We start from the raw sequence: 26,330 nt of genomic DNA on the forward strand, positions 1-26,330 counted from the left end.
TGCCCCTGGTTTCAGGTGTGCTACCGGCGTCGCGAGGCGTCGGGATGGGGCGGCAGGGGTCAGCAGAAGCCGTATTAGCCGACCAAGCGGTGAAGGGCCGAACATTGAGTGCCGGACGGAGGCCGGTCTTTCGATGGTGAGGACAGACGCAGAAGACGGGGCTGAGACGCCCCGTGCCCATGCTGAGAGCAGCGGCCGGAAGCCGCGAGGGCAGGCATTGGGTGCATCAGACACCACGGCAGGGCCGGGATCCTCTCGACCGGAGGCGAATGAGCGACTGATGGAGGCGATCCTCAGCCGCGAGAACATGATGGCGGCTTACCGCCGGGTGGTGGCGAACAAGGGTGCGCCGGGTATCGATAAGATGTCTGTCGAGCAATTGAAGCCATACCTTGCGGAGCATTGGCCGCGCATCAGAGAAGACCTGCTGGCGGACCGCTACAGACCGACGCCGGTGCGTGGGGTGGAAATCCCCAAGCCTGGCGGCAAAGGGATGCGGCAATTGGGCATCCCGACGGTCCTGGACCGACTCATCCAGCAGGCGATGCATCAGGTGCTGATGCCGATCTTCGACCCGGACTTCTCTGCTTCCTCCTACGGCTTCCGGCCGGGGCGGAGCGCCCACGACGCGGTTCTTGCCGCCCGGTCTTATGTGGCCGGCGGCCGTCGCTTTGTGGTCGATCTTGATTTGGAGAAGTTCTTCGACCGAGTGAACCACGATGTCTTGATGGCACGCGTGGCACGCAAAATCGGAGACACGCAGGTGCTGCGGTTGATCCGCCGTTACCTGCAGGCTGGGCTGATGACGGGCGGGATCGTAACGGCACGCAGCGAAGGCACGCCGCAAGGCGGTCCACTCTCGCCGCTGCTGTCAAATATCCTGCTCGACGATCTCGACAAGGAATTGGAGCGGCGCGGTCATGCCTTCTGCCGCTACGCCGACGACTGCAACGTCTATGTACGTTCGCAGCATGCCGGCGAGCGGGTCATGGCCTCGCTCACCTGCTTCCTTACCGAACGGCTGAAGCTAACGGTCAATGGCGCGAAGAGTGCCGTGGACCGTCCATGGAAGCGTACCTTCCTCGGCTACACCATGACCGCCCACAAGGCGCCGCGTCTGCGGATCGCGGCGTCGAGCGTGGCGCGGTTCAGGGGCAAGCTGAAGGCTGCCTTCCGTGCCGGGCGCGGTCGCGCCCTTGGCGCCACCATCAAAGACCTTACCCCGATCCTGCATGGCTGGATTGCTTACTTCCGGCTGACCGACAGTAAGGGGATTCTCGAGGACCTTGATGGCTGGCTGCGGCGCAGGTTGCGCTGCATCCTGTGGCGGCAATGGAAGAAACCGGCCACGCGCGCTATGCGGTTGAGGCAACGAGGACTGACGGAACAGCGTGCCCGTGACTCGGCGGGGAACGGCCACGGCCCTTGGTGGAATGCCGGGGCCAGCCACATGAACGACGCCTTCCGAAAAGCCTTCTTCGAACAGCTGGGGCTAGTCTCACTCCAACAGGAACTCCGACGCCTAAACCACACTCGATGAACCGCCGTGTACGGAACCGTTCGCACGGTGGTGTGGGAGGAGGGTGCCGCAAGGCTCCCTCCTACCCGATTGGGAATAAGCTTCTGTTAGGTTTGTCCGACCTCGCGGCCCCCTCATCCTCCCTACGGGCACCTTCTCCCCGAGGGGAGAGCAGGGAGTCGAGACGTTGCAGCATATCTCTTCTCCTCAGCGGGGGTCCGAAGGACGGGCGAGACCCGTGGCTCGCCCCGGTTGGTGCCGGCAGGCAGATGAGGGCTACACGGCACGCCCTCAAGCATTCACCTAGCCAGCCACACCAACCGCAACGCCGCGCCCAAGCGCCCTGAACACTGTCGACACGATCCCCGCACGGTCGAGGCCGGCATGGGCATTCATCGCTTCCGGCTTGGCCTGCTCCATCCAAATATCAGGCATAACAAGCGAGCGCACCTTCAGCCCGTTGTCGAGCAGGCCCTCGGTCGCGAGGAAATGCATCACCTGGCTGCCGAAGCCGCCGATCGAGCCTTCCTCGACGGTGATCACCATCTCGTGGTGGCGGGCCAGCTGACGGATCAGATCGCGGTCGAGCGGCTTGGCGAAGCGCGCATCCGCGACCGTCGTCGAAAGTCCGGCAGCATCGAGATCCTCGGCGGCAAGCAGACAGTCGGCAAGCCGCGTCCCGAAGGAGAGCAGTGCCACCTTGGTGCCTTCCTTGACGATGCGGCCCTTACCGATCTGCAGGATTTCCCCGCGTGCCGGCATATCGATGCCGACACCTTCGCCGCGCGGATAGCGGAACGAGATCGGTCCGGCATCATAGGCCACTGCCGTGCGCACCATATGCTTGAGCTCGGCCTCGTCGGCCGCTGCCATCACCACGAAGCCGGGCAGGGTGGCGAGGAAAGCGGTGTCGAAGGAACCGGCATGCGTCGGCCCGTCGGCACCGACGAAGCCGGCGCGATCGATCGGAAACCGCACCGGCAGTCCCTGAATCGCCACATCGTGCACGACCTGATCGTAGGCGCGCTGCAGGAAGGTCGAATAAAGCGCCGCGAACGGCTTGTAGCCTTCGGCGGCAAGGCCGGCGGCGAAAGTTACGGCATGCTGCTCGGCGATGCCGACGTCGAAACAGCGCGACGGAAAGGCTTCGGCGAGCTTGTCGAGACCGGTGCCATTCGGCATGGCGGCGGTGATGCCGACAATCTTGTCGTCGAGCGCCGCTTCCTGCACCAGTGCTTCGGCAAAGACGCTCGTGTAGCTCGGCGCATTCGGCTTCACTTTCGCCTGCGTACCGGTGATGACGTCGAACTTGTTGACGCCGTGATATTTGTCGGCTGCGGCTTCCGCCGGCGGATAGCCCTTGCCCTTCTGGGTGACGACATGGATCAGCACCGGCCCTCGTGCATTGTCGCGCACGTTGCGCAGCACCGGCAGCAGATGATCGAAGGAATGCCCGTCGATCGGTCCGATATGATAGAAGCCCATTTCCTCGAACATCGTGCCACCGGTGACATAACCGCGTGCATGTTCGACGGCGCGGGTGATCGCCCGGTCGATGTTCTTGCCGAGATAGGCCGTCAGCTTCTTGCCGAAGTCGCGGAAGCCCATATAGGTGCGGCCCGAGGCGAGGCGGGCGAGATAAGCGCTCATTGCGCCGGTCGGCGGCGCGATCGACATGTCGTTGTCGTTGAGGATGACGATGAGACGGGCATCGAGCGCGCCGGCGTTGTTCAGCGCCTCATAGGCCATGCCGGCCGACATCGCACCGTCGCCGATAACGGCGATGACACGACGGTCGTTCTTGTCGAGATCGGCTGCAATCGCCATGCCGAGGCCGGCCGAGATCGAGGTCGAGGAATGCGCCGCCCCGAAGGGATCGTACTCGCTCTCCGCCCGGCGGGTGAAGCCGGAAAGCCCGTCTTCCTGGCGCAGCGTGCGGATGCGGTCTCGCCGGCCGGTGAGGATCTTGTGCGGATAGCATTGATGGCCGACATCGAAGATCAGCCGATCATCCGGCGTGTCGAAGACGCTGTGGATGGCGATCGTCAGTTCGACCACGCCGAGACCGGCGCCGAGATGCCCGCCGGTGCGCGACACCGCGTCGATCATTTCGTCGCGGACCTCGCGCGCAAGCTGCGGCAGGTCGCGATCCTCGAGCTTGCGCAGATCAGCGGGATAGGTGACCTGGTCGAGCAGAGGGGTCTTCGGCAATTGTGTCACGGGCGGGCGCTCTTTCTTGCTTTTCCTTATTCCGCTTTATTCGATTAGAATGCGGCAAAACAAGTGCATTTCAGGAACCGAAGGTTTTCACCTTAGAGCATGATGCAAAAAAGTGTGAGCGGTTTTCGGGCAACATCATGCTCCCACTATTAAAGCATGATGCCGAAAAGCGTGAGCGGTTTTCGAAGGATATCCTGCTCTATTTCGCGAGTGCAAAGGGTTCAGTTTTCCGGCAAAGGCACGAATTCTTCTTCGTCTCCGGGAACGATATCGAAGCGGCCAGTGCGCCACTCTTCCTTGGCTTTTTCGATCCGCTCTTTCGAAGAAGAAACGAAATTCCACCAGATATAACGCTTCGAATTCAGCGCCGCGCCGCCGAAGAGCATCAGGTGGCAGCCCTCGCTGCCGGCCTCGAGCGTAATTGCATCGCCGGGCCGGAAGACCAGCAGTTGATCAGCGGCGAAACGGTCACCCGCGATGACGACTTCACCCGAAAGCACGTAGACGGCGCGCTCCTCGTGAGCCGCGCCAAAGGGAAACTTGGCGCCCGGCTCCAGGTTCAGATCGACATAGAGCGTGTCGGAGAAAACACCGACGGGAGATGTCATGCCTTCGAACGAGCCGATGACCACGCGCCCGCGCACGCCTGACGTTTCGATCAGCGGCATCTCGGACTTTTGCGTATGGGCGAAGGAGGGATCGATCTCCTCCTTGTCGTCCGGCAGCGCCAGCCAGGTCTGCAGTCCGGACATCAGCAGCGGGTGGCCGCGCAAATTGTCGGGTGTGCGCTCCGAATGCACGATGCCGCGCCCCGCCGTCATCAGGTTGATGTCTCCGGGGCGGATGACCTTCTCGGTGCCGAGGCTGTCGCGATGGCGGATCTCGCCGTCGAAGAGATAGGTGACCGTCGACAGCCCGATATGCGGATGCGGCTTGACGTCGAGTGCCTCGTTGGGTTTCAGGATCGCCGGGCCCATGCGGTCGAAGAAGATGAACGGGCCGACGAGCCGCCGCTGCCTTGTGGGCAGCGCGCGACGCACCTGGAAGCCGCCGATGTCGCTGGTGCGGGGGATGATCAGATTCTCGATCGCATCGCAGGCGAAGGCATCGCCGGGCAGGGGATCTTTACCGGGAAAAAAGGACATGACGGATCTCCGATCGCAAAAGCACCGACCACAAATAGTGCCTCGAGCGCCGCGCGTCCAACACGATGTGCCGATGAGGCCCTGTCACCTCAGATTGCGGTGAATCCGTTATCGACGAAAAGATGGGCGCCGTTGACGAAGTTCGACTCGTCGCTGGCGAGATAAAGTGCGGCCCGGGCAACGTCTTCGGGCTCGCCGATCCGCCCCTGCTGGGCGGCAATGGCGGCATCGGAAACGTCGACGCCGAGCGCCTGCAGATCGGCGACCTCGCGCAAGCCGTGGGGCGTGCGGATGAAGCCGGGGCAGACGGCATTGCAGCGGATGTTGCGGTCGCGGAATTCCACGGCGATGGCGCGGGCAAACATATGCACGGCACCCTTCGTCGTATCGTAGAGCACTTCCATCGGCGTGGCGGCGACCGCCGAAATGGACGAGGTGCAGACGATCGAGCCGCCGCCGGCCGCAATCATCTTCGGCAGCACGGCCTTGGTCATCAGAAACATTGAGCGCACGTTGACGGCATGTAGCCAGTCCCATTCCTGCAGGGTCGTTTCCAGGAAAGGTTTGATGACGATCGTGCCGGCATGATTGAAGAGCACGGTCACCGCGCCGTAGCGCTCCTCCACACCAGCGACTGCGGCATTGACGGCGGCTTCGTCCGAGACATCGGCCGCCCAGCAATCGGCCTCGCCGCCGGCGTCACGGATCGCTTTGACAGTCTCATCAGCCGCCTGGCCGTTGCGGTCGATGATCGCGACGCGCGCGCCTTCCGCCGCAAAGAGCTTCGACGCGGCGCCGCCCATGCCGGTCGCGCCGCCCGAGATAATAGCGACCTTGCCCTTCAATCTGTCCGTCATTCCTTGTCCCCTCATTGGTTTGCAAGGGGATCATAGATCGGGCTGAAGCCGATCGCCAAGCACCCTCAGAAGGTGTTTCGCGCGCTCAGGCGCCGTCCAGCGGCTCGACACCCTGTGGCTTGCCGGCGCGGTCGAGCCTGATCTTCTCGATACGGTTTTCGGCGGCCGAAAGAAGGGTTTCGCAATGTTTCTTCAGCGCTTCGCCGCGCTCGTAGATCTCGATGGATTCATCAAGCGCCACGTCGCCGCGTTCCAGCCGGGCGACGATGCTTTCGAGTTCGGCGACCGCCTTTTCGAAGGAAAGGCCCGATACCTCAGGCTTGGCGCTGTCAGACATTCTCAACCCTTCATCATTCTCAGAATATGCATGCCCGCCGATTCGGCGAGGCCCTCAAGATCATAACCGCCTTCGAGCAGGCTGACGACCCGGTTCTTCGCGTGCCTGTCGGCCAGTTCGAGCACGCGCCCGGTCGCCCAGTCGAAATCCTCGCCCGTCAGGTTGATCTGCGCCAAGGGATCGCGGTGATGCGCGTCGAAGCCGGCCGAAATGATGATGAGATCCGGCCGGAAATCGTCAAGGGCGGGCAGCACGCGGGATTTGAACGCCTCGCGGAAATGGTCGCTGCCGACATTCGGCGAAAGCGGCGCATTGACGATGGTGTTGTGCTTGCCCTTCTCCTCCTTGGCGCCGGTGCCGGGATAGAGCGGCATCTGATGCGTCGAGCAGAACAGCACCGAGGCATCGTCCCAGAAGATATCCTGCGTGCCGTTGCCGTGGTGCACGTCCCAGTCGACGATGGCAACGCGCTCGGCTCCATGCGCCTTCTGCGCGTGGCGAGCGGCAATCGCCGCATTGTTGAAGAAGCAGAAGCCCATTGCCGTCGACTTCTCGGCATGGTGCCCCGGCGGGCGTGCGGCGACGAAGACATTGTCGGCCCGGCCGGCAAAGACGTCGTCCACAGCCGCCATCGCCCCGCCGATGCCGGTCAGCGCCGCCTGCAGGCTCTTTTGGCTGGCATAGGTATCGGCTTCGAGCTGGTTGATCCGATCTTCTTCTTCGGGAATCTCCCGCATGACGGCGATAAGATGTTCCTCGGGGTGGGCAAGCAGCACCGCGTCCTCGCTCGCCTGCGGCGCCTGCCGGCGCTCCAGACGCTCGAAATTCGGATGTTCCAGCGCGACATTGATGGCGCGGATCCTGTCCGACCGCTCCGGATGGCCGGCGGGCGTCACGTGTTCCAGGAAAATCGGATGTTCGTAAAGACGGGTGCTCATGGAGACACTCTATCGGTCGTATGTGACATGTTCCACAGCAGATGGGGCATCGCCTGATGATTTCAACAAGCGCTCTTCTCGCGCCTGCACGCCGTTCTGGGTATTGCAAAGCTTTCTTCGCGACGGCTGCTTCGAAAACCAGCGCCACGGCAGCGCCCCGTCGTCACACAGACTCGCGAGGCCTACAGTAACGCTTTGAACTGCTGCATGATTTCGTCCTGAAATCGTTTCCGATTTTAAGATTTATGCAGTACTGTCGGCGTTGGGGAATATTGTAAGGCAGTTCTGTTTATGAGTCAGTCGAAACGCCCAGGAGTGGCGGAAATACATGTGCCGTTTCGCGATGTCGATATGAATGGCCAAATGTTTCTGGCCTCCTATATTTCCTATGCGGAGTCTGCCCTTTCGAGCTTCTGGTCGTCACGCCCCGACGTGGAGGACGAACCGCTCTATAGCGCCAGCAAAGTGTCCTGCATTCTCCATCGTCCGCTGCACTATCACGAACCGGCCACCTTCACCGCAGCCGTCGACAAGATCGGCGTGCGTTCCATCGGCTTCCTGATTTCCATAGACACCGGGGAGGAGCGTGCCGCCGAGGTGGAAATCATCTGGCAGGCCCGCGCCCGCGAAGACCAGTCGCCGGCCTCGTTGCCCGAGGAAACGCGCGACTGGCTTTATGGGTTTTTGGACTAGGCGCGCGCCGGCAGCAGCGGGTAGCCGACCATGACGGCGCGGCCGAGAAGGGCTGCGACGAAAGCCTTGGTTACGTCGCCGGGGAGATAAACCATCGAGCCGACGAAGGCGTTCGAGAAGCCCATGCCGCCGGCTGTCGCCAGATAGGTGATGCCAAAGGCGTAAAGCACGACGATGCCGCCGACCATGGCAGCGAGGAAGAAGCTCACCGTCTGCACCAGGCCGGATTGCTGCTCATTGACCAGCCGTTCGCTCAGATAGCCGGTAACGAAGGCGGCAAAGATCCAGCCGACGAGGAAGCCGGCCGACGGCGAGGCGAAGATGGCAAGGCCGCCGCGGCCGCCGGAAAGTACCGGCTGACCGAAAGCGACCAGCAACAGCACGATCACCACGGCGAGCGCGCCGCGCCGGGCGCCGAGCACTACGCCGGCCATCATCACGCCGAGCGACTGGGCGGTGATCGGCACCGGAATGAAGCCGAGCGTGATCGGCGGCAGCAGGCCGAGGGCCACGATGATCGCGGCAAAGAGGGCGGTAAGAACGAGGTCGCGGGTGCTCATCATGAACTCCGTAATTTTTAATGGTTAATTCCCATGCCGCCGAATGCCGCGCGCGTCAATCGCCGCAGCGACATTATCCGCATCCCTGAGCGTCAGGATGATCAGCGGCGCGAGCAGCGTGGTTGGCCGGACCTTCAGTCCGCGCGCCTCATGTGCCTCGCGGATTGCTTGATACCGGCCGAGAATTTCCGGCACGAAACGCAGGACGAGCCCGATGGCCAGGCCGATATCGTCGGCCTGCACCCAACCGGTACGCTCCAGCGGGCGGGCGAGCGCCGTCACCTCGTCGATGAATTGCGCAATGGTCGTCGTCGCCGTGACGGTGGCGGCCAGAAGCAGCAGCGCCGTCAGTCGCAGCAGCGTCACCACTGCATCGTGCCAGGGGTTGAAGATGAGGTTGAAGAACGCCACGATGACGATCGTCAGGAAGATCGGCCGCAGCCGTCTCAACCCGTCCTTCACGGGCATGCCGACCATCCGGCAGACGATTGCCGCCAGCAGCACGGCGACAGAAAGCAGCGCGATGTTCACGCTGATGAACAGCACGACGCTGACGATCGCAAGCGAAAGCAGCTTTACGCGTGGCGAAAGCCGATGCATTGCGCTGTTGCCTTCGACATAGAACGACTGCATCAGAGGACGATCTCCCTGTAGCGGGTGATCGCGTCGGCCGCCGGCGCATCGGCAGCAAGCCGTCCTTCGTGAAACAGCAGCACCCGCTCGAAACCGGCAATCAGGTCCAGATCGTGAGTGATGACGATGGCGCTTTCCGGGAGCCCGGTGATGATCTTCTCGACCAGCGCCCGATTCTTGAGGTCCAGTTGGTTGGTGGGTTCGTCCAGGATAAGAATGCTTGGCCCCGTCGCAAGCACCGAGCAGAGGGCCGCTATTTGCAACTCGCCCCCGGAAAGCTCGTGCGCCCTTCGATCGGCGAGCGTCTGCGCGCCGAAACGGGCGAGCACGCCGTCGACCTTCGCCTCGATCTCCGCCTTGGTGAAGCCGCGTCGCTTCAATCCGAAGGCTATGTCGTCCCTGACGATCGGCAGGATGATCTGGTTCTGCGGCGATTGGAAGATGAAGCCGACATCAGGCGCGGCCGTCTTTTCATCGCTCATGTCGCGGCCGTTGACGATCACCCGCCCGATCGACGGCTTCGTCAATCCGTTGATCAATCGTGCGAAAGTCGTTTTGCCCGAGCCATTGAGCCCGATGACGCCGATACGCTTCTCGCCGAGAGCAAGCGTCAGCGGCTCCAGCGCTACCCGTGCTCCGAAACTGACCCCGGCGCCTTCGAAACGAATATCCAAACCAATCCTCGCATCCAGAAAGTCCTGCTTCTATACGGGTAATCGAGCATGATGAAAGAGCAAAACACGCTGGCGATATCGGGTGGCTAGGAAGATTTTCCGGATTATGATGCGCTCATGACGAATCTGCTTTCCAATTCCGACGCCCGCCGGGTCTTTCTTGCCAAGCAGGGCCTCAGTGCTCCGCCGAACCGTGCTCTGACCAAAGCCGGGCTGCTGCAGCTCATCCATGATCTGGGTTTCGTGCAGGTGGACAGCATCCAGACGGTGGAGCGGGCGCATCACCAAATCCTGTTTTCCCGCAACCAGACCTATAGGCGCGAGCATCTGACCACGCTGCTCGAAAAGGAAGGGGTGCTCTTCGAGCACTGGACGCATGACGCCTCCATTCTGCCGAGCGCCTTCTTCGTCTATTGGAAGCACAAGTTCAGCCATCAGGAGAAGGTCATCATTGAACGCTGGCGCAAATGGCGCGGCGAGGGCTTCGAGGCGGCGTTCGAGGAGACCTATGAGCGGGTGCAGCGCGACGGCGCGATGCTGGCGCGCGACGTCAAGGTCGATGGCCATGTCTCCGGCGGCTGGTGGAATTGGCATCCGAACAAGACGGCGCTCGAATATTTCTGGCACATCGGCAAGTTCGCCATCGCCGGCCGCTCGAATTTCCAGAAGATTTATGATCTCACCGAGCGCGTTGTTCCAGCCGAATTCCGCGAGCCGGAGGTGAGCCGCGAGGAATTCGTCGACTGGGCCTGCCGCAGCGCTCTCACCCGCCTCGGTTTTGCCACCCATGGCGAAATCGCCGCTTTCTGGGACCTGGTCTCGCCGGATGAAGCCAAGGCCTGGGTCGCAGCCCATCGCGATGAACTGATCGAGGTGCTGATCGAACCCGTGCTCGACGGCAAGGCGCGCCCGTCCTGGGCTTTTACAGATTTTCTCTCAACGCTCGACAGCTATCCTGATGCTCCGCCACGTATCCGCGTGCTCAGCCCCTTCGATCCGATGATCCGCGACCGCAACCGCACCGAACGCCTCTTCGGCTTCTTCTACCGAATCGAGATTTTCGTGCCGGAGCCGAAGCGCGAATACGGCTATTATGTCTTCCCGCTGCTCGAAGGCGACCGGCTGATCGGCCGCATCGATATGAAGGCGGATCGGAAGAAATCGACGCTCGATGTCAGGCGGCTCTGGCTGGAGCCGGGCGTCAAGCCTTCGGCCGGGCGACTGGAGAAGCTTGAGGCGGAGCTGGACCGGCTGGCGCGGTTTGCTGGTGTCGAGAGGGTCGTGTTTCTGGAGGGGTGGAGAGGATAATCTCGTCCGATAGTCCTGCTCCGGCTAGTGAGAGCGGCAGGGCGCTGCGACATACCCCTTCTCCCCGCTGGGGAGAAGGGAAAAGCCCTCAGCAGATCTCCGTCTTGCTGATCTTGATGCCGAAGCCTTCCAGGCCGACATAGTGCCGCTCGCGGCTGGCAAGCAGCTTGATCGAACCGACGCCGAGGTCTTTCAGAATCTGCGCGCCCAGGCCGATTTCCAGCCATTCGCTCTCGCGCGTCTGCGCCTCAGCATGGCCTTCGCGGCCTTGGCTGCGGGCCTTGCGGCCATTGTCGTAGTGACCGACGCCGACCGACCCCTCGCGCAGATAGACGATGACGCCGCGGCCTTCCTCGGCGATCTTCTTCATGTAGAAATCCACAGGGCTATTCTTGCCGAAGAGATCTTCCGCGACATTCTCCGGATGCAGGCGCACCGGGATGTCGACGCCGTCGCGGATGTCGCCGAAGACGACGGCGAGGTGCTGCATCGGATCCCAGGGAAGAGAATAGGTATGGGCCTTGGCCTTGCCGAATGACGTTTCGATGTCGAAGCTCGCGCCGTGTTCGACCAGTGTTTCCTTGCGCTGGCGATAGGCGATGAGATCGGCGACAGAGAGGAGCTTCAGCCCGTGCTTTTCGGCGAATTCGACCACCTGCGGCCCGCGTGTGACGGTGCCGTCATCATTGACCAGTTCTGAGATGACGCCGATCGGTGGCAGGCCGGCAAGTTTGCAGAGGTCGACGGCTGCCTCGGTATGGCCTGAACGCATCAGCACGCCGCCCTCGCGGGAGACGAGCGGGAAGATATGGCCAGGACGGACGAAATCGGAAGCCCCGGCATTGGGATTGGCCAGGTTGCGCACCGTCAGCGTACGGTCGTCGGCCGAGATGCCGGTCGTGGTGCCGTGTTTGAAATCGACCGAAACCGTGAAGGCCGTCGTATGGGCGGAATCGTTTTCCGCCACCATGGCGTTGAGGTTGAGGCGCTTGGCCTCCTCTTTCGGCATCGGCGCGCAGACGATGCCCGAGGTATGGCGCACGATGAAGGCCATCTTTTCCGACGTGGCGTGCACGGCGGCAACGATCAGGTCGCCCTCGTTCTCGCGGTCGTCGTCGTCCATGACGACGACGATTTCGCCGGCCTCGAAGGCCCTGATGGCGTCGACGACGCGCTTCTGGTCATAAGACATGCGGCGCTCCTATTTCAGCCGGCCGGTCTGGCCGCGGTCGCGAAGATAGTGATCGGCGATGGCGCACGCGACCATCGCCTCGCCGATCGGCACGGCGCGGATGCCGACGCAGGGATCGTGCCGGCCCTTGGTGCGCACGTCGACATTCTTGCCATCGGCGTCGATCGACTGGCGCTCGGTCAGGATCGAGGAAGTCGGCTTGACAGCGAAGCGCGCCACGATCGGCTGCCCGGTGGAGATGCCACCGAGAATACCGCCTGCATTGTTGGAAAGGAAGATCGGCGTGCCGTCATTGCCCATGCGCATCTCGTCGGCATTGTCTTCGCCTGAGGTTTCGGCAGCGGCAAAACCATTGCCGATCTCGACACCCTTGACGGCGTTGATCGACATCAGCAGCGAGGCGATGTCCTGGTCGAGCTTGGCATAGATCGGCGCGCCGAGGCCGGCCGGCACGCCTTCGGCGATCACTTCGACGACCGCTCCGATCGAGGAGCCGGCTTTGCGGATGCCGTCGAGATATTCCTCCCAGACGGGCACGATCGCTGCATCAGGCGAAAAGAACGGGTTCTGCCCGACCTGGTCCCAATCCCAGTTGCGCCGGTCGATCTTGTGCTTGCCGATCTGTACCAAGGCGCCGCGCACGGTGACGCCCGGCACGACGAGCCGGGCGATGCCGCCGGCAGCGACCCGTGCAGCGGTCTCGCGCGCCGAGGAGCGGCCGCCGCCGCGATAATCGCGAATGCCGTATTTGAGGTCATAGGTATAGTCGGCATGGCCGGGGCGATATTGCCTGGCGATCTCGCCGTAATCCTTGGAGCGCTGATCGGTGTTTTCGATCAGCATGGAGATCGGCGTGCCGGTTGATGTCATCGTCTCGCCGTCGGCATCCAGCATCACGCCGGACAGCACCTTGACGAGATCATCCTCGCGCCGCTGCGTCACGAAGCGGGATTGCCCCGGCTTGCGCTTGTCCAGCCAGACCTGCAGGTCCTCGAGCTTGAAGCGCAGCCCCGGAGGGCAGCCGTCGACGACGCAGCCGAGCGCCGGACCATGGCTTTCGCCCCAGGTGGTTACACGGAAGAGATGACCGAATGTATTGTGCGACATGTGTTCCCACGGTGGCGCCATGGCCGGTCGCCGCCGGCCGCGCCATTGCTTGAAAAGGCGCGACACTCATAGGCCAAAAAACCGTCGAGGCAAAAGCCTTTCTTTGCGTCAAACCGGCCGCGGCGGAAATGCTGTTTCCGTCCTTTGTGAACGATGAACGGGACTAGCTTCTTTCCGCGAGCGGGAAGTTAGACCGGCAGGTTGCGATCATGAGGCCACCCGCCATCCCGTCCCGGTCGCTTCCGCGGTGAAATCGTCGAAGGAAAGCGGCCGCGAGAAGGCATAGCCCTGCAGGATGTCGCAGCCGAGATCGCGCAGCAGTTCGGCATGCGCTGCAGTCTCAACGCCTTCGGCCACCGTCTCGACGCCGAGCGAACGGGCGATATCGATGATCGAGCTGACCAGCGCGCGCTCCTGCGAAGATCCGATGATCGGCTGCACCAGTTGGCGATCGATCTTCAACCGCTTGGGTTTCAGCTTCAACAGGCTGACGATCGACGTATGGCCGGTGCCGAAATCGTCGATCTCGATGTCGATGCCGAGTGCTTTGATGCGTTCGAGATTGTGCGAAACCACATCCTCGCTCTCGTCGAGAAAGATCGATTCCACCAGTTCGAAGGAGAGTTCGCCCGGACGAATATGCAGACCGGCAAGGGATTCCAACAGGCTGCCATCATGCAGCCGCCGCGCCGAAACATTGACGGAGACCTTGGGAACGTCGATGCCGCGCCCCGCCCAGCGTATCTTGTCGCGCAGCGCCGTTTCGAGGACGATCCGGTCGAGGGTTTGCACGACATTGATCTCGCTGGCGATGCGCAGGAACTTGTCGGGCGAAAGCAGCCCCTTGGACGGATGTGTCCAGCGTACCAACGCTTCCACACCCGTTAGTTCCATCGTGCGGGCCGAGAATTGCGGCTGGTACCAGGCGGTGAATTCGCCATTCTCGATGCCGGCGAGGATCTCGTCGGCCGTGCGCTTGGTGTTGACGATATCGGCCTGGAGATTGTGATTGAAGAATTCGAAGCGGTTGCGACCCATGCTCTTGGCGCGGTAGAGCGCAATATCGGCATTGATCAGCACCTTGCGCGCATCGACATGAATGCCGTTGGCGAGCGCCACGCCGATCGACACGCCGCAGCGGCAGGAGAAGCCCTGAAAATCGATCGGCTGGCGCATCTCTTCGATGATCCGCGTCGAGAGTTCGGCCATTTCCGTGTCGCCGACGTCAAGCGCGAGGATGACGAATTCGTCCCCGCCGATGCGCGCGACGACGTCGCTGCCGCGAACGTTCTTGGCAAGCACTTTGGAGGCGTGCACGAGCATCGCATCGCCGGCGGCATGGCCGAGCGTGTCGTTGATTTCCTTGAAGCGGTCGAGGTCGATGTGCAGGATCGCAAATTTCTGGCGCTGCCCGCGACCGTCGCGAGTGAGGTTTGCCAGTGCGATGTCGAGCTTGCGGCGATTGGCGAGCCCGGTCAGCGGGTCGTGCAGCGAATTATGCTCGATCCTGTTCTTGGCGAGCTCGAGCTCGATATTCTTGGCGACCGCCTCGTCCTTGGCGGCTTTCAGCCGGATCGTCATCAGCACGTCTTCGGTGGCATCCAGGGCGATGCCCATAATCTTCATCTCGCCGCTTGCCGTCTGGTGGACCTTGCCGACCGAGCGGACATATCGAACCGAACCGTCATCGACGATTACGCGGCAGACGAGGGTATGGGTATCGCCGCTCTGCTTGAAGTAACGGGCGCTCTCGAGCGCCAGGCCGCGGTCATCAGGATGGATGCGGCTGAGCCAGATTTCCTCGGTCATGAATCCGTTGCGGGGAGGGAGGCCGTAGAGCTCGTGCATCCGTTCATTCCAGATCGAGCCGCCTCGACCGGGCCGTGCCTCCCATATGCCGCACTGGTAGGAATTGAGCGCCAGGTCGAGCCGGCTCGAGAGCTCGGCGAGCTGCCCTTCGCGGCTCGAGAGTTCTTCCAGCGCCAGCTCGAGTTCGGCATTCTTGACTTCGCTCGTATCCTTGGCCTTGCGCAGCGTGTCGGTGGTCTCGGCATCGGCGGTTACGTCCCAGACGATGCCGATCGTCTTGCCGGCGCCGCCGGCATCCGTATAGACGGCGCCGACCGAGCGCAGGTAGCGGATGCCCCCGTCGGCAAGCATGATGCGGTATTGGCCCGTGCAGGCAGCGCCGGCGATGCTGCAGCTGAAGAAATGCACTTCGGCAACCTCACGGTCCTCAGGCACGATCGCCGCCAGCCATTCGTCGAGCGGCCAACTGCCTTCCCTCGCCGGCTTGCCGTGCAAGGCCGCGGCGCGCGCGTCCCAGAGCAGGCTGCTCGAATGATCCTGCAGCTCCCAGATGCCGATATTCGAGGATTCAAGCGCGAGATTGAGCCGCTGCGACAGTTCCAGCAGTTTCGCTTCACGCGCCACCAGCTCGGTGATGTTGCGGTTGCGCTCGCCGAGCAGGAGTGTGGCAAAGAAGATGGGGATGATGATGATGCAGCTGGCGGCGGCGACGATCAGGCGCAGTTCAGTGCGGTTTTCGGGTATTGCCTCCCAGCCGCTGCTCGGGACGGCGGAAAGCTCCCATCTGCCGCCGGCAAAGCCGATCTCCCGGTGCACCGGATCCTCGTCGTAAATACCGGGGGAGCCGAAGAACGGCGTCGACGCGACGGCCGGCGAGATATCCCTGATGGCAATCGAAAGATGGTCAAGATGCGCGTAGCGTTCCTGGTTCTCGCGGTTAAGGGCGGCCTTCAGCCCTGTCGCCTCGTAGAACATGTCTTGGTCGATGACGACCTCGACCGCGCCCCAGATCTGCCGCTCGCCTTTCTCTCTGACGAAAACCGGAAAGAAGATGGCAAAGGCATCGCGGCCGTCGGTCTTGATCGGCCCGTAAAAGCGCGCCGATTGATCGCCGGCCGCATGCGTGATCGCCTGGCGTGAGAAGAGGGGCTCGCGCACGTCATGGCCGATTCGCTCATTGTCGGACTGCGGCGGGTAGATGCTGCTAACGATGAAGTCGGGTGCGACGGCGATATGAACGAAAGACGGGTTCTGGATCAGCAGCCAGTTGATCTGGCGCTCCATCTCCTCGCTGTTTGCAGCGCTGCTGACGGAAATCAGGTTCGACAGATCACGGACGATGCTGAGGTCCATATTGATCTGCGCCATGACGCGGGTGCGGATGAGATTCGTCTCGTTTTCGGTGCGGATGTGAAGTTCGCGCATATAAGACGCAGTATTGGCGCGGTCGAGTCCGACGCCGATCATGATGACGACGAGGGCAACAAGCGACGAAACCAGAAACGAAACGCGAGTATTCTTCAACACGCGCCGCAACTGCTTGCTGTCGCCGAGCCTGGATAGCAAAATGAAACTCCCATGTTCGAAGCGACTGTAGGGCGCAGGGGTTAATTTACGATTGCCCCATTCGACGCCGAAAAATTGCGGGATGGGAAGAAGGCAGGGTTAACGCGGCATCTTGATTATATTTAAAATCCTATTCATCAATTGGGCGGGAAAAGCCATTCTTACGGGCAATTTTCGCCATATTCAGGAGCTTATCTGTGACCAGTCATGTTCTCGTGCAGCGCTTCAAAAGGATTGTTGCCATGCGTTTCGTCGTCGCCACGCTTTTGGCCACAGCAAGTTTCCTTTCACCGATGAGCGGTTTTGCCGAGAGCGCCGATGTCGAGGCCACGATCAAGAAGGTCGATACAACAAATCTCGTGCTGACGCTTGACGACGGCAAGACCTACCAGGCGCCCGAGGAATTCAATTTTGACGGCCTCGCAGCTGGCGTGAAGGTTATCGTCTTCTATACCGAGGTCGACGGCAAGCGCGTTATCAATGATCTCGATATCGTCAAGTAGACGGGTCTGACCGAGGCGCGCCACGAAATATCACGTGACACACTTTCTTTTGTGGCGCCCACGATGGTTTCGAGACAGCCGTGCGATTTGGGTCTTACAGCCAGACGATCGTCCGTTCTGCGGTATCGATCCTGACGATACGGTCCTGCGGGATTTCGCCTTCCGCGGCGCTGCTTTTCGGCAGATCGGCGATCGTCTTGAAAAGCGTCCGGATGACGCCGCCATGCGTCACGCAGACCGTCGGACGATCGACGGAGGTCAGCCATGAGCCGGTGCGCCAGGAGAGAATTTCATAGCTTTCCGCGTCATCGCCGGGCGGGATGAAATCCCATTTCGAGGCGTTGCGTTCCGCCACCCGCTCGCGCTGGGTCGCCTTCAATTCCTTGAGCGTCGAGCCCTCCCAATCGCCAAAGGATATCTCCACCAGCCTCGGGTCGGTGCGGTAGGCAAGCGGCGGCAGGCCCATCGCGGCGCGCATGATTTCCATGGTCGCGCGCGTGCGCCCGAGCGGGCTTGCCACGAAATCGAATTGATCGGCCGTGTCGCCGAGAATGTCCTTGAGCGCGATGCCGTTTTGACGGGCCTGTTCCAGGCCCGTCGCATTCATCGGGATATCTTTCTGACCCTGCAGGCGGCGCTCAGCGTTCCAGTCTGTCTGGCCGTGTCTGATCACGTAGATAAGCACGGTCTCGGCTCCGCTTATGGAGTAGTCAGTCCTTGATGACGGAGATGTCAGGCGCGTCGACCGCCTTCATGCCGATGACATGATAGCCGCTGTCGGCGTGGTGCACTTCGCCGGTAACGGAGCGCGAGAGGTCGGACAGGAGATAAAGGCCGACATCGCCGACTTCCTCGATGGTAACGGTGCGGCGCAGCGGCGCGTTATATTCGTTCCACTTCAGAATATAGCGGAAATCGCCGATGCCCGAGGCCGCAAGCGTCTTGATCGGACCGGCCGAAACGGCGTTGACGCGGATGTTTTTCGGTCCGAGGTCGACGGCGAGATATTTGACGCTCGCTTCGAGCGCGGCCTTGGCGACGCCCATGACGTTGTAGTTCGGCATCACCTTTTCCGCACCGTAATAGGTGAGGGTGAGCATCGAGCCGCCATCCGTCATCAGCTTCTCGGCGCGGCGAGCGACCGAGGTGAAGGAATAGACGGAGATCTGCATCGTCTTGGCGAAATTGTCGGGCGTCGTGTCGACATACCGGCCGGTCAGCTCGTCCTTGTCGGAAAAACCGATCGCGTGCACGATGAAGTCGATCTTGCCCCAGAGCCTTTCGACATTCTCGAAAACGGCGTCGATCGTGGCTTCGTCGCTGACATCGCAGTGGCCGACCAGCGTCGCGCCGATTTCGGCGGCAAGCGGCTCGACGCGCTTCTTCAATGCATCGCCCTGATAGGTGAATGCGACTTCTCCGCCCTGCGCATGAATGGCCTTGGCAATACCCCACGCAATCGAACGATTGTTGGCGACACCCATGATGACGCCGCGTTTGCCTGCCATGAGGCCGGATGCTTGAGCCATGTTTCGCTCCCTAGGAATCTGATCGATCCTGCCTATGGCATAGGCCGTTAATCGGTTCAAGCTTGGCCGAGATCATCAACTGTTAGGGATCGTAACAAAGGGTGCGAATGTCATGAAAATTTCACAAGAACAGGCCTTCGCGCATGCTCCTCATGAGATCGGTGACCTTGTCGTCGGGTTTTTCCCACAACATGATGCGCAATTCGACGACGAGATCGCCTCTTCCGCCTTCTTCGCGGGGCAATCCCTGGCCGGGTATCCGGATGGTCTTGTCTGAGCCGGACCATGCGGGAACGCTAACGTTCAGCGGACCGCTCGGTCCGTCGATGCGGGCCTCGGTGCCGAGCACCGCGTTTTCGATGCTGAGCGGCAGCACGGCGTGCAGATCGAAGCCGTCGACCGTAAAGCGCGGATCGGGCGCGATGCGGATGTTGATGACCGCATCGCCGCGCTGCATGCCCGGCAGCTTGAAGCCCTGTCCCTTGAGCCTCACTTCGTGACCATCCGTCGTGCCTGCCGGTAAAGCGAAGCCGATTTCGCGGCCTTCCGGCAACGATGCCGTGATCCAGCCGCTCTTCAATACATCGTCGATCGTGACCGTCGCCGTCGTCACTTCGTCAGGCGCTTTCTCGAGGCCTGCATCCTTGGCGCCGGTGAATCGGCGTACGAGCGATGTCAGGATGCTCAGCGGCAGCGACAGGTTGGCGCCGGCAGTTGCGGCAGCTTCGCCGGCTTCCTCGTCGCCCCTAGTCTCTGTCTCGGCGGCGTCGCCGTCCACCCGCCTGCCGGTTTCGCCCGCCTGCTGGCTCTGTGCCTGCGTGTTTTGCGTCTGCTGATATTGTGCCTGCTGTGCGCGACCTTGCGTCTGGCCGCCGGCTGCCGCACGCGCCTGGGCGCCGAAAATACGCTCGACCATCTCGTCGGCGGGCTCAGCCGATCCAGCCTGTTGCTTGGAGTTCTCGGCGGCAGCCTTCTGGGCGGCTCGCGCCAGCTCTTCCATCACGCGCTCGGCATTGGCCTGCGCTGCCTTGGCGCGCACCGCCGCCTCGCGGGCGGCCTGGCGCTGCTGCATGATCGTCTGTTCCTGCTTCTTGGCTTCCGCCATGCGCACGGCATTGTCGAACAGGCTGCGCTTGCGCGGGTCCTTCAGCGTTTCATAGGCGCGGCCGATCTCGGCAAACCGCGCTGTCGCCGTCGGATCGCCTTGATTGTGGTCGGGATGGGCTGCCTTGGCCATGTTGCGCCAGGCCGCCTTGATCTCGTCTGCCGCCGCGTCGCGCTTGACGCCCAAAATTTTGTAAGGATCGCGCATGTCAAAACCGCCGGTGTTGCGATGCCGGAGGCCTTATCCTTGCCCGGCATCCCGAAACTCCAATATCAATTGCACGGCCCACCCGCCGCAAAGGCACGAAGAGCCATTCTCAAGGCCGATCGTGGAGCCGAGTTGCTAATCACTTCTTATTTCTAGGGAGAGATGTGGGGTGTTTTGTCGTAAATGGTTAGCTCTTTGCTAAGCATTCGTCTGAACAGGGCCGGACATTAACTTGTCGGCCGGCCCGATCAGCTTTCCCACGGGAATCAGCTTCCCGCCGGAACTAGCTTTCCTCGGAATTAACTTTCCGGCTGGAAACTCAAGAGCTGCCAATTGCCACCGCCGACCAGGCAGGTCTTGCCGTAGAATTTGGCGATACCGACATAGGAATGCCGCGTCGTGCGGAACTGGCGGCAGACCTGGCCCGCCTCATTGTTCTCGACGATCGTATCGATGACGCCGGCACTGCCCGTCGATGCGTTGGCCCAGGGAAGCGGCTGGCCTTCGAGTTTGTTCACATCGGCCGAGGTCACGGCGTTACGCACGGTCATCTCGTCGGAAAGTGTGTCCGTGCTCGGCGGGGTCTGTGGCACGGTGCCGGTTGCCACCGACCGGTCGACCTTGGTTTCGCTCAGGAAATCCATGCCGCTGCCAACACAGCCGGAAAGCGACAGCATCGCGACGGCCATGACCAAGAATGCCCTGCTGCGTTGCCGCAGGCCCTTTGTATGGCGAATTGACTTTGCTATGACTTCCACCCTGCGTCCTGTCCAGTTATGAAAAGCTGGGCGAGTTTTGAATGATCCGGGGCATTTGAGCTAATATGTCGGCAAACGAGTTAACAAGCGGTGACTTTACCGAAAGCGGCGAACCCTTCAAGCTTTTTGCCGAATGGCTGAAGGAAGCGGAGGCTTCCGAGCCCAACGACCCGAATGCCGTGGCGCTCGCAACGGTCGATGAGGATGGTCTTCCGAATGTCCGCATGGTTCTCCTGAAAGGATTCGATGACGACGGATTCGTCTTCTACACCAATTTTGAGAGCCAGAAAGGTCGTGAAATCTTAGGGCAGAAAAAAGCGGCCATGTGCTTTCATTGGAAAAGCCTGCGCCGGCAGGTGCGGCTGCGCGGCCCCGTCGAGATCGTGAGCGATGCCGAAGCGGACGCCTATTTCAAGACGCGTGCGCGCGGCAGCCGCATCGGCGCCTGGGCTTCCAAGCAGTCGCGGCCGCTGGAAAGTCGTTTCGCGCTGGAAAAGGCGGTGGCGGAATATACTGCGCGTTATGCCCTCGGCGATATTCCGCGCCCCGCCTACTGGTCCGGCTTCCGCATCCGCCCGACCTCGATCGAATTCTGGAAGGACCAGACATTCCGCCTGCACGACCGAATCGAATTTCGTCGGTCCTCGCCCGAAGGCGACTGGCAAAAGGTGCGAATGTATCCGTGACGGCTCACCGGCCCATGAGCTTCAGGGGTATGCCGGAGGCGAGTGCGGAGACGTAACGGTGCTTCTGATAGAAACCGTTAAGCGAAATGCGCGGCAGATACGCTGTTCTGTCCGCAGCCGGCAGCCCGGGCTGGGTGGTGACTGCGACCGCAAAGCCGAGATTGGTTGAAATGCGCGCCTCGCGGCTGGTCGCGGCATCGGCTGTGCCGTAGGGATAGGCGATCGTAACAGGACGGATGCCGGTCAACGCCTCCAGGTAATCCGCCGAAACCTGCATCTCGATTCGCGCTTCTGGCTCCGGCAGGCGGGCAAGCGCGCGATGGCTGATCGTGTGGGCGCCGAGCGCTGCGAGTGGACGCCTGGCGAGCCATTGCAATTCGTCGGGCCTCATGACCAGATCTCGCACGATATCGGTTGGTTCGATGCCGGTTTCCCGCGCCAGCGTATCGATTGCGGTGACGGCGTAGGCCTCGTCGGAGTGGTGGATGTAAGCGGCGAATCGATCGAAGGCATCCCATTGCTGCTGCGGACTGTCGAGCACCAGCCGTTCCGTGCCGCGGCCGAAATCGAAGCGGATTTCTCGTGTCTGGCGCAGCAGGACGGCGAGCGTCTCCCACCAGATACTGTGCGAACCTTCGGCAAAACCCTTGGTGACGAACACCGTGAACGGCGCCCGGTGCCGCTCGAAGACTGGCAGCGCGTATTCCAGATTGTTGACGTAGCCGTCGTCGAGTGTGAAGGCCGCGAACGGTCGCCCGTCGTCGGGTTCCGCAAGCAGCGCCGGCACGGCGTCGAGCGGCACGAAGCGATAGCCCGACCGTGTCAGGCGCTGCAGCGCTGCATTGAGAAAGCGGGGGGTAATTTCAAGATGCGCGTTGGGCTCGAAGTCCTGGGGAATGTGCGGACGGACATGATGCAGCGTGAAGACGACGCCACGCCCGCGCGCTGCGCGCATCAGTCCAGCCGAGGCGAGCAGCGAGGAGACTTCCAGCCCGGCGCCGATCGCCGCGCGTTTTGCCAGTCGCTTCCAATGTCCTGTCATGCGGCGTCCGTCCCCTGCGATCGCCGGAGATTAGCGAGCCCGACTTAAGCCTTGCTGAATCCCGAAGGTGGACAAGTCCTTTTATATCCGGTTAACCAAGACAATGAAAAGGCTAGAAAAATGGTAGGCGTTGCCTCAAAGTCGCGCCAAACTTGCGGCTTCTGTCACATTACGGGACAAATGCCGGTCCTATCGGGAGCCGGGGGCATCAAGGGGAAGTGCATGAAAAAGCTTTTGGCGGCTGTTTTGACCGTGACGCTTGCCGTTTCGGCGCCTCTTGCTGCGCTTGCCGGCAGCGCTTCTCTGGTCCTTGATGCCCGAACCGGCAAGGTTCTCGCCGCCGAAAACGCCGATACGCTGAACCATCCGGCGTCGCTGACGAAGATGATGACGCTCTATCTCACCTTCGAAGCTTTGAAGCGCGGCAATATCTCCTGGGACACGCAGGTCGCGATGTCGAAATATGCCGCCGCACGGCCGCCGACCAAGCTTGGTGTCAAAGCGGGCGGCACGATCACCGTGCGCGAGGCGGTCTATGGCATGATCGTCAAATCCGCCAACGATGCGGCCGCCGCCATGGCCGAGAAGCTCGGCGGCTCCGAAAGCGGCTTTGCCCGGATGATGACGGCAAAGGCCCGCCAGCTCGGAATGAGCCGAACCGTCTTCGTCAACGCATCGGGCCTGCCGGACAGCAGCCAGGTGACGACCGCGCGTGACATGTCGACTCTTGCGGTGGCGCTGATGAGGAACTATCCGAACGAATACCGGCTGTTTTCGGTGGCAAGCTTCAATTTCCGTGGCCGAACCGTGCGCGGCCACAATAATCTCATGTACCGCTATCAGGGCATGGACGGTATCAAGACCGGTTACACCAACGCCTCCGGCTTCAATCTCGTCAGTGCCGTGAAGGACGGCAACCGCCGGGTGGTCGGCGTCGTGTTCGGCGGTCGCACCGCCCGCAGCCGCGACGACAAGATGGCGGCGTTGCTCGATCGTTATCTCGGCCGCGCCTCGTCTTCTGGCGGCGCCGGGCTGGTAGCGAGCGTCGGCGCTACAGAACCTGTCGAAGTCGCTTCGGCGGCCGATGCTTCCGATGTTCCGGTGCCGCTGAACGCACGGCGTCCGGCCGGCGAGCCCGCGCCGAAGAACCTGGCCCCCAAAAATCTTGCCGCGAACAGCCTCGCCTACGCCGATGATGCCGTCGTCCCGCTGGAACGCCCTACCGCAATGGACGAGATCTTGACCGCTGACAAGGCGGCGAAGACCTCGGCAGAGAAGGCCGATGGAAACTGGCAGATCCAGATTTCGGCCGCCCCGAGCGCCGATGCGGCGCGTGCGCTTCTCAACCAAGCCAAGTCGGAAGGCGGTGCGCCGCTCGTCTCGGCCTCTCCCTACACCGAGGCTGTGGGGCAGGGGGCGAACAAGATCTATCGCGCCCGTTTCGTCGGCTTCGCCAGCAAGGACGCCGCCGAGTCCGCCTGCGACGCGCTGAAGCAACGGTCTTACGATTGCATGCTGCTGCCGGACCACGGCTGATCGCCGTCCGAGCACTCTGGACAATCATCGGGAATCAGGGTTCTCCTTCATAAACAAAAGGAGAACATCCATGTTGCGCCGTCTCGCCGACCAGTTCGAAACGTCTTCCTCTTCCCATGTCGCCGCAAACGGCATTGAGCGTGACGCCGATTGGTTTCTTCTGAAGCTGCAGGAGGAAATGGGCGAGCTCACCCAGGCCTGGAACCGCCTGACCGGCCGCGGCCGCGCGAAGGGCCGCTCGGCTGAAGACATGCAGCGTGACCTCGCCGACGAGGCCGCCGACGTACTTGGACACCTCCTGCTGTTTGCTCGCCGCAATGAGATCGATCTCGCCGCCGCGATCGAGCGGAAGTGGCTGTTTCAGCCATCATGACCTTCTGAAAGCTTCGGTCAGCCGACCTTATATCGGTAGAATTTGCTGTCCACCGCCATCAGCGGGAACGAGCGGGGCAGGGCGGTCTTGGCGATCTCTGTAAAGCCGTTCTTCTCGTAGAAGCGATGCGCGGCGAGGAATTTGTCGGTCGTGCCGAGAAAAATGTCGGTGAGGCCGGCATCCCTGGCATGGGCGAACAGGCGATCGAGAAGCAGCGCCGCCACGCCGTGCTCGCGGCCGCGAACCTCAGCGGCGACGAACATCTTGCGCAGCGCCGCATGGTCGTTGCCGATATCCTTGAGCCCGACCGTGCCGACGATGGCGCCATTCTTGACGGCGACCCAGAACTGTCCTTTGCCGCATTGATAGAAATCCGGGATGACCCTGAGATCCGGTTGAGCATCGGCGGTAATGTCGATACCGAATTCCTCGCGCTGGATCGGCAGGATGACCGATAGCACGGCATCCGCATCATCGGCGGCAAAGGGTCTGATTTCGATGTCCGACATCAGCGCCTCCCGCCTCAGGCCTGCGTGCCGCCGACCGTGATCTGATCCATGCGCAGATGCGGCTGGCCGACGCCGACGGGAACCCATTGGCCGGCCTTACCGCAATTGCCGATGCCGGTGTCGAGCTTCATGTCGTTGCCGATCATCGATACCCGCTTCATCGCATCCGGCCCGTTGCCGATCAGCATCGCGCCCTTGATCGGCGCACCGATCTTGCCGTTCTCGATCAGGTAAGCCTCGGTGCAACCGAAGACGAACTTGCCGGAGGTGATGTCCACCTGGCCGCCACCGAAGGAGACGGCATAGATGCCCTTTTTCACCGAGGCGATGATCTCGTCCGGCGTTTTATCCCCGCCGAGCATATAGGTGTTGGTCATGCGCGGCATCGGCACATGCGCGTAGCCCTGGCGGCGACCGTTGCCGGTGGGCTCCATGCCCATCAGCCGGGCATTTTGCCGGTCCTGCATATAGCCGACGAGCTTGCCGTTCTCGATCAGCACATTATAGGCGGACGGCGTGCCTTCGTCGTCAATGGTGATCGAGCCGCGGCGGCTGTCGATCGTGCCGTCGTCGACGACGGTCACGCCGGGAGCCGCCACCATCTGGCCGAGGAGGCCGGCAAAGGCCGACGTTTTCTTGCGATTGAAATCGCCTTCCAGCCCGTGGCCGACGGCCTCGTGCAGCATGACGCCCGGCCAGCCGGAGCCGAGAACGACGTCCATCGTGCCCGCCGGCGCGTCGATGGCTTCGAGATTGACGAGCGCCTGGCGCAATGCCTCGTCCGCACCCAGCTTCCAGCTTCCCGTCGCAATGAAATCGCCGAAACCGATGCGGCCGCCCTGGCCGTAGGAGCCGCTTTCCTGCCGCTCGCCTTCGCCGACCACGACGGAGACATTGATGCGCGTCATCGGCCGGATGTCCTTCACGCGATGGCCATCGGCGCGCAGGATGTCGACCACCTGCCAGCTTGCCGCAACCGACGCGGTGACCTGTCTCACCTTGTCGTTCTTGTTCCTGAGATAGGCGTCGATCTCTGTCAGCACCTTTACCTTCTCCTCGAAGGTCGGCGAGCCGATCGGATTGTCGTCGGTATAGAGCTTGCGGTTCGTACCCTGGGGCGCTGCCGCGTAAGAGCCGGAATAGCCGCGCGTTACGGCGCCGACCGCATCGGCTGCCCGCTTCAGCGCCGAAACGGAAAGATCGCCCGCATGCGCATAACCGACAGCTTCGCCGGCAACCGCACGCAAGCCGAAACCCTGTTCGGTGTTGAAGCTGCCGCCCTTGAGGCGACCATTGTCGAAGGTCAGCGATTCCGCCTGCGCATGTTCGATAAAGAGCTCTCCGTCATCGGCGCCAGCAAGCGCCTCGGCCACATGCTTGCGCATCACGGCTTCGTCGGCATCGAAAAGCGTCAGGAGATCGGTGGTCATAATAGGGCTCCAATGGGCATGCGTTCAGGAAAGCGCTTACTTCCCTAGATAGGGCTCAACCTGATGCCGAGTGAAGCCCCGCCCCGAATTATTC

25 protein-coding genes are annotated in these 26,330 nt (G+C 61.9%); 7 read left to right on the plus strand and 18 right to left on the minus strand.

Translation table 11 applies throughout. The features are described from left to right. Positions 1 to 280 precede the first annotated feature (280 nt). The gene (gene ltrA, locus NE852_RS05325) at positions 281 to 1,540 is read left to right on the plus strand and encodes a group II intron reverse transcriptase/maturase (RefSeq protein WP_245270929.1); all 1,260 of its coding nucleotides are present in this window, start codon (positions 281 to 283) and stop codon (positions 1,538 to 1,540) included. A 282-nt stretch (positions 1,541 to 1,822) separates the two neighbouring features. On the opposite strand, the gene dxs is transcribed toward ltrA, so the two are convergent. The 5 genes from dxs to NE852_RS05350 form a co-directional block, all read right to left on the minus strand. After that, entirely contained in the window at positions 1,823 to 3,739 is a 1,917-nt protein-coding gene (dxs, locus tag NE852_RS05330) for a 1-deoxy-D-xylulose-5-phosphate synthase (protein WP_258156271.1), read from the minus strand. Positions 3,740 to 3,960: 221 nt separating this feature from the next. Then, positions 3,961 to 4,884: a pirin family protein gene (locus NE852_RS05335; RefSeq protein WP_008529291.1), complete on the minus strand. Its 924-nt coding sequence runs from the start codon at positions 4,882 to 4,884 to the stop codon at positions 3,961 to 3,963. Positions 4,885 to 4,973: 89 nt separating this feature from the next. Further along, positions 4,974 to 5,741 (minus strand): SDR family NAD(P)-dependent oxidoreductase, encoded by a 768-nt coding sequence (locus NE852_RS05340; protein ID WP_008529289.1) that lies wholly within the window; start codon positions 5,739 to 5,741, stop codon positions 4,974 to 4,976. 85 nt (positions 5,742 to 5,826) lie between these two features. Continuing rightward, complete coding sequence (locus NE852_RS05345) at positions 5,827 to 6,078, minus strand: exodeoxyribonuclease VII small subunit (protein ID WP_008529288.1); 252 nt, start codon at positions 6,076 to 6,078, stop codon at positions 5,827 to 5,829. Between the two features lie 2 nt (positions 6,079 to 6,080). Further along, positions 6,081 to 7,016, minus strand: a complete 936-nt coding sequence (locus NE852_RS05350) for a histone deacetylase family protein (protein ID WP_258156272.1) — start codon at positions 7,014 to 7,016, stop codon at positions 6,081 to 6,083. Between the two features lie 291 nt (positions 7,017 to 7,307). On the opposite strand from NE852_RS05350, the gene NE852_RS05355 reads away from it, so the two are divergent. Beyond that, complete coding sequence (locus NE852_RS05355; RefSeq protein ID WP_037172239.1) at positions 7,308 to 7,709, plus strand: thioesterase family protein; 402 nt, start codon at positions 7,308 to 7,310, stop codon at positions 7,707 to 7,709. On the opposite strand, the gene NE852_RS05360 is transcribed toward NE852_RS05355, so the two are convergent. The 3 genes from NE852_RS05360 to NE852_RS05370 are packed head-to-tail and all read right to left on the minus strand — an operon-like array spanning position 7,706 to position 9,576. Beyond that, complete coding sequence (locus NE852_RS05360) at positions 7,706 to 8,269, minus strand: biotin transporter BioY (RefSeq protein WP_008529284.1); 564 nt, start codon at positions 8,267 to 8,269, stop codon at positions 7,706 to 7,708. The genes NE852_RS05355 and NE852_RS05360 overlap by 4 nt on opposite strands. Before the next feature lie 24 nt (positions 8,270 to 8,293). Next, complete coding sequence (locus NE852_RS05365; RefSeq protein ID WP_008529283.1) at positions 8,294 to 8,902, minus strand: energy-coupling factor transporter transmembrane protein EcfT; 609 nt, start codon at positions 8,900 to 8,902, stop codon at positions 8,294 to 8,296. Beyond that, on the minus strand, positions 8,902 to 9,576 hold the full coding sequence (locus tag NE852_RS05370; RefSeq protein WP_258156273.1) for an energy-coupling factor ABC transporter ATP-binding protein: 675 nt from the start codon (positions 9,574 to 9,576) through the stop codon (positions 8,902 to 8,904). The genes NE852_RS05365 and NE852_RS05370 overlap by 1 nt, the downstream gene beginning before the upstream one ends. 117 nt (positions 9,577 to 9,693) lie before the next feature. On the opposite strand from NE852_RS05370, the gene NE852_RS05375 reads away from it, so the two are divergent. Next, positions 9,694 to 10,884, plus strand: coding sequence for a winged helix-turn-helix domain-containing protein (locus NE852_RS05375; RefSeq protein ID WP_008529276.1), 1,191 nt, complete (start codon positions 9,694 to 9,696; stop codon positions 10,882 to 10,884). 88 nt (positions 10,885 to 10,972) lie between these two features. Here the strand turns inward: NE852_RS05375 and ribB are convergent, their stop codons facing one another. From ribB to NE852_RS05390, 3 genes are all read right to left on the minus strand, one after another. Then, complete coding sequence (ribB, locus tag NE852_RS05380) at positions 10,973 to 12,076, minus strand: 3,4-dihydroxy-2-butanone-4-phosphate synthase (RefSeq protein WP_008529275.1); 1,104 nt, start codon at positions 12,074 to 12,076, stop codon at positions 10,973 to 10,975. 9 nt (positions 12,077 to 12,085) lie between these two features. Further along, a complete protein-coding gene (gene aroC, locus NE852_RS05385; RefSeq protein ID WP_258156274.1) occupies positions 12,086 to 13,183 on the minus strand; it encodes a chorismate synthase in 1,098 nt (365 codons plus the stop codon). Between the two features lie 207 nt (positions 13,184 to 13,390). Beyond that, entirely contained in the window at positions 13,391 to 16,558 is a 3,168-nt protein-coding gene (locus tag NE852_RS05390) for an EAL domain-containing protein (RefSeq protein ID WP_008529266.1), read from the minus strand. A gap of 242 nt (positions 16,559 to 16,800) precedes the next feature. Between NE852_RS05390 and NE852_RS05395 the strand changes: the two genes are divergently transcribed. Then, positions 16,801 to 17,061 (plus strand): DUF1344 domain-containing protein, encoded by a 261-nt coding sequence (locus tag NE852_RS05395; protein WP_008529265.1) that lies wholly within the window; start codon positions 16,801 to 16,803, stop codon positions 17,059 to 17,061. Between the two features lie 94 nt (positions 17,062 to 17,155). Here NE852_RS05395 and NE852_RS05400 read toward each other — a convergent pair whose 3' ends face one another. The 4 genes from NE852_RS05400 to NE852_RS05415 form a co-directional block, all read right to left on the minus strand. After that, the gene (locus NE852_RS05400) at positions 17,156 to 17,746 is read right to left on the minus strand and encodes a histidine phosphatase family protein (RefSeq protein WP_008529263.1); all 591 of its coding nucleotides are present in this window, start codon (positions 17,744 to 17,746) and stop codon (positions 17,156 to 17,158) included. A 25-nt stretch (positions 17,747 to 17,771) separates the two neighbouring features. Next, positions 17,772 to 18,590 carry an enoyl-ACP reductase FabI gene (gene fabI, locus NE852_RS05405; RefSeq protein WP_008529261.1) on the minus strand — a complete coding sequence of 273 codons (819 nt, stop codon included), beginning with the start codon at positions 18,588 to 18,590 and terminating at the stop codon, positions 17,772 to 17,774. Between the two features lie 121 nt (positions 18,591 to 18,711). After that, on the minus strand, positions 18,712 to 19,902 hold the full coding sequence (locus tag NE852_RS05410) for a DnaJ C-terminal domain-containing protein (RefSeq protein WP_258156275.1): 1,191 nt from the start codon (positions 19,900 to 19,902) through the stop codon (positions 18,712 to 18,714). Between the two features lie 299 nt (positions 19,903 to 20,201). Continuing rightward, entirely contained in the window at positions 20,202 to 20,660 is a 459-nt protein-coding gene (locus tag NE852_RS05415; protein ID WP_008529254.1) for an RT0821/Lpp0805 family surface protein, read from the minus strand. Positions 20,661 to 20,725: 65 nt separating this feature from the next. Between NE852_RS05415 and pdxH the strand changes: the two genes are divergently transcribed. Next, positions 20,726 to 21,346 (plus strand): pyridoxamine 5'-phosphate oxidase, encoded by a 621-nt coding sequence (gene pdxH, locus NE852_RS05420; protein ID WP_008529253.1) that lies wholly within the window; start codon positions 20,726 to 20,728, stop codon positions 21,344 to 21,346. 4 nt (positions 21,347 to 21,350) lie between these two features. Here the strand turns inward: pdxH and NE852_RS05425 are convergent, their stop codons facing one another. Continuing rightward, positions 21,351 to 22,388 carry a polysaccharide deacetylase family protein gene (locus NE852_RS05425; RefSeq protein WP_008529252.1) on the minus strand — a complete coding sequence of 346 codons (1,038 nt, stop codon included), beginning with the start codon at positions 22,386 to 22,388 and terminating at the stop codon, positions 21,351 to 21,353. Positions 22,389 to 22,610: 222 nt separating this feature from the next. On the opposite strand from NE852_RS05425, the gene NE852_RS05430 reads away from it, so the two are divergent. Together NE852_RS05430 and NE852_RS05435 are read left to right on the plus strand one after the other, a co-directional pair. Then, positions 22,611 to 23,924 (plus strand): D-alanyl-D-alanine carboxypeptidase family protein, encoded by a 1,314-nt coding sequence (locus NE852_RS05430; RefSeq protein WP_008529251.1) that lies wholly within the window; start codon positions 22,611 to 22,613, stop codon positions 23,922 to 23,924. 70 nt (positions 23,925 to 23,994) lie between these two features. Beyond that, positions 23,995 to 24,297, plus strand: coding sequence for a MazG nucleotide pyrophosphohydrolase domain-containing protein (locus NE852_RS05435; protein ID WP_008529250.1), 303 nt, complete (start codon positions 23,995 to 23,997; stop codon positions 24,295 to 24,297). 17 nt (positions 24,298 to 24,314) lie between these two features. Here the strand turns inward: NE852_RS05435 and NE852_RS05440 are convergent, their stop codons facing one another. Both NE852_RS05440 and tldD read right to left on the minus strand, forming a co-directional pair. Continuing rightward, on the minus strand, positions 24,315 to 24,806 hold the full coding sequence (locus tag NE852_RS05440; protein WP_008529249.1) for a GNAT family N-acetyltransferase: 492 nt from the start codon (positions 24,804 to 24,806) through the stop codon (positions 24,315 to 24,317). A gap of 14 nt (positions 24,807 to 24,820) precedes the next feature. Next, a complete protein-coding gene (gene tldD / locus NE852_RS05445) occupies positions 24,821 to 26,236 on the minus strand; it encodes a metalloprotease TldD (RefSeq protein WP_008529248.1) in 1,416 nt (471 codons plus the stop codon). Positions 26,237 to 26,330 lie beyond the last annotated feature (94 nt).

The organism is Rhizobium sp. Pop5 (assembly GCF_024721175.1).
GTDB lineage: Bacteria > Pseudomonadota > Alphaproteobacteria > Rhizobiales > Rhizobiaceae > Rhizobium.

What these genes read in the sequence shown, in the direction of transcription:
- NE852_RS05410 (WP_258156275.1), bottom strand. Translation starts at nt 19,902, where the DNA reads ATGCGCGATCCTTACAAAATTTTGGGCGTCAAGCGCGACGCGGCGGCA.
- NE852_RS05430 (WP_008529251.1), top strand. Translation starts at nt 22,611, where the DNA reads ATGAAAAAGCTTTTGGCGGCTGTTTTGACCGTGACGCTTGCCGTTTCG.
- NE852_RS05435 (WP_008529250.1), top strand. Translation starts at nt 23,995, where the DNA reads ATGTTGCGCCGTCTCGCCGACCAGTTCGAAACGTCTTCCTCTTCCCAT.
- NE852_RS05340 (WP_008529289.1), bottom strand. Translation starts at nt 5,741, where the DNA reads ATGACGGACAGATTGAAGGGCAAGGTCGCTATTATCTCGGGCGGCGCG.
- ltrA (WP_245270929.1), top strand. Translation starts at nt 281, where the DNA reads ATGGAGGCGATCCTCAGCCGCGAGAACATGATGGCGGCTTACCGCCGG.
- NE852_RS05425 (WP_008529252.1), bottom strand. Translation starts at nt 22,388, where the DNA reads ATGACAGGACATTGGAAGCGACTGGCAAAACGCGCGGCGATCGGCGCC.
- tldD (WP_008529248.1), bottom strand. Translation starts at nt 26,236, where the DNA reads ATGACCACCGATCTCCTGACGCTTTTCGATGCCGACGAAGCCGTGATG.
- NE852_RS05360 (WP_008529284.1), bottom strand. Translation starts at nt 8,269, where the DNA reads ATGAGCACCCGCGACCTCGTTCTTACCGCCCTCTTTGCCGCGATCATC.
- NE852_RS05335 (WP_008529291.1), bottom strand. Translation starts at nt 4,884, where the DNA reads ATGTCCTTTTTTCCCGGTAAAGATCCCCTGCCCGGCGATGCCTTCGCC.
- ribB (WP_008529275.1), bottom strand. Translation starts at nt 12,076, where the DNA reads ATGTCTTATGACCAGAAGCGCGTCGTCGACGCCATCAGGGCCTTCGAG.
- NE852_RS05375 (WP_008529276.1), top strand. Translation starts at nt 9,694, where the DNA reads ATGACGAATCTGCTTTCCAATTCCGACGCCCGCCGGGTCTTTCTTGCC.
- NE852_RS05440 (WP_008529249.1), bottom strand. Translation starts at nt 24,806, where the DNA reads ATGTCGGACATCGAAATCAGACCCTTTGCCGCCGATGATGCGGATGCC.
- NE852_RS05365 (WP_008529283.1), bottom strand. Translation starts at nt 8,902, where the DNA reads ATGCAGTCGTTCTATGTCGAAGGCAACAGCGCAATGCATCGGCTTTCG.
- NE852_RS05345 (WP_008529288.1), bottom strand. Translation starts at nt 6,078, where the DNA reads ATGTCTGACAGCGCCAAGCCTGAGGTATCGGGCCTTTCCTTCGAAAAG.
- fabI (WP_008529261.1), bottom strand. Translation starts at nt 18,590, where the DNA reads ATGGCTCAAGCATCCGGCCTCATGGCAGGCAAACGCGGCGTCATCATG.
- pdxH (WP_008529253.1), top strand. Translation starts at nt 20,726, where the DNA reads ATGTCGGCAAACGAGTTAACAAGCGGTGACTTTACCGAAAGCGGCGAA.
- NE852_RS05395 (WP_008529265.1), top strand. Translation starts at nt 16,801, where the DNA reads ATGCGTTTCGTCGTCGCCACGCTTTTGGCCACAGCAAGTTTCCTTTCA.
- NE852_RS05350 (WP_258156272.1), bottom strand. Translation starts at nt 7,016, where the DNA reads ATGAGCACCCGTCTTTACGAACATCCGATTTTCCTGGAACACGTGACG.
- NE852_RS05355 (WP_037172239.1), top strand. Translation starts at nt 7,308, where the DNA reads ATGAGTCAGTCGAAACGCCCAGGAGTGGCGGAAATACATGTGCCGTTT.
- aroC (WP_258156274.1), bottom strand. Translation starts at nt 13,183, where the DNA reads ATGTCGCACAATACATTCGGTCATCTCTTCCGTGTAACCACCTGGGGC.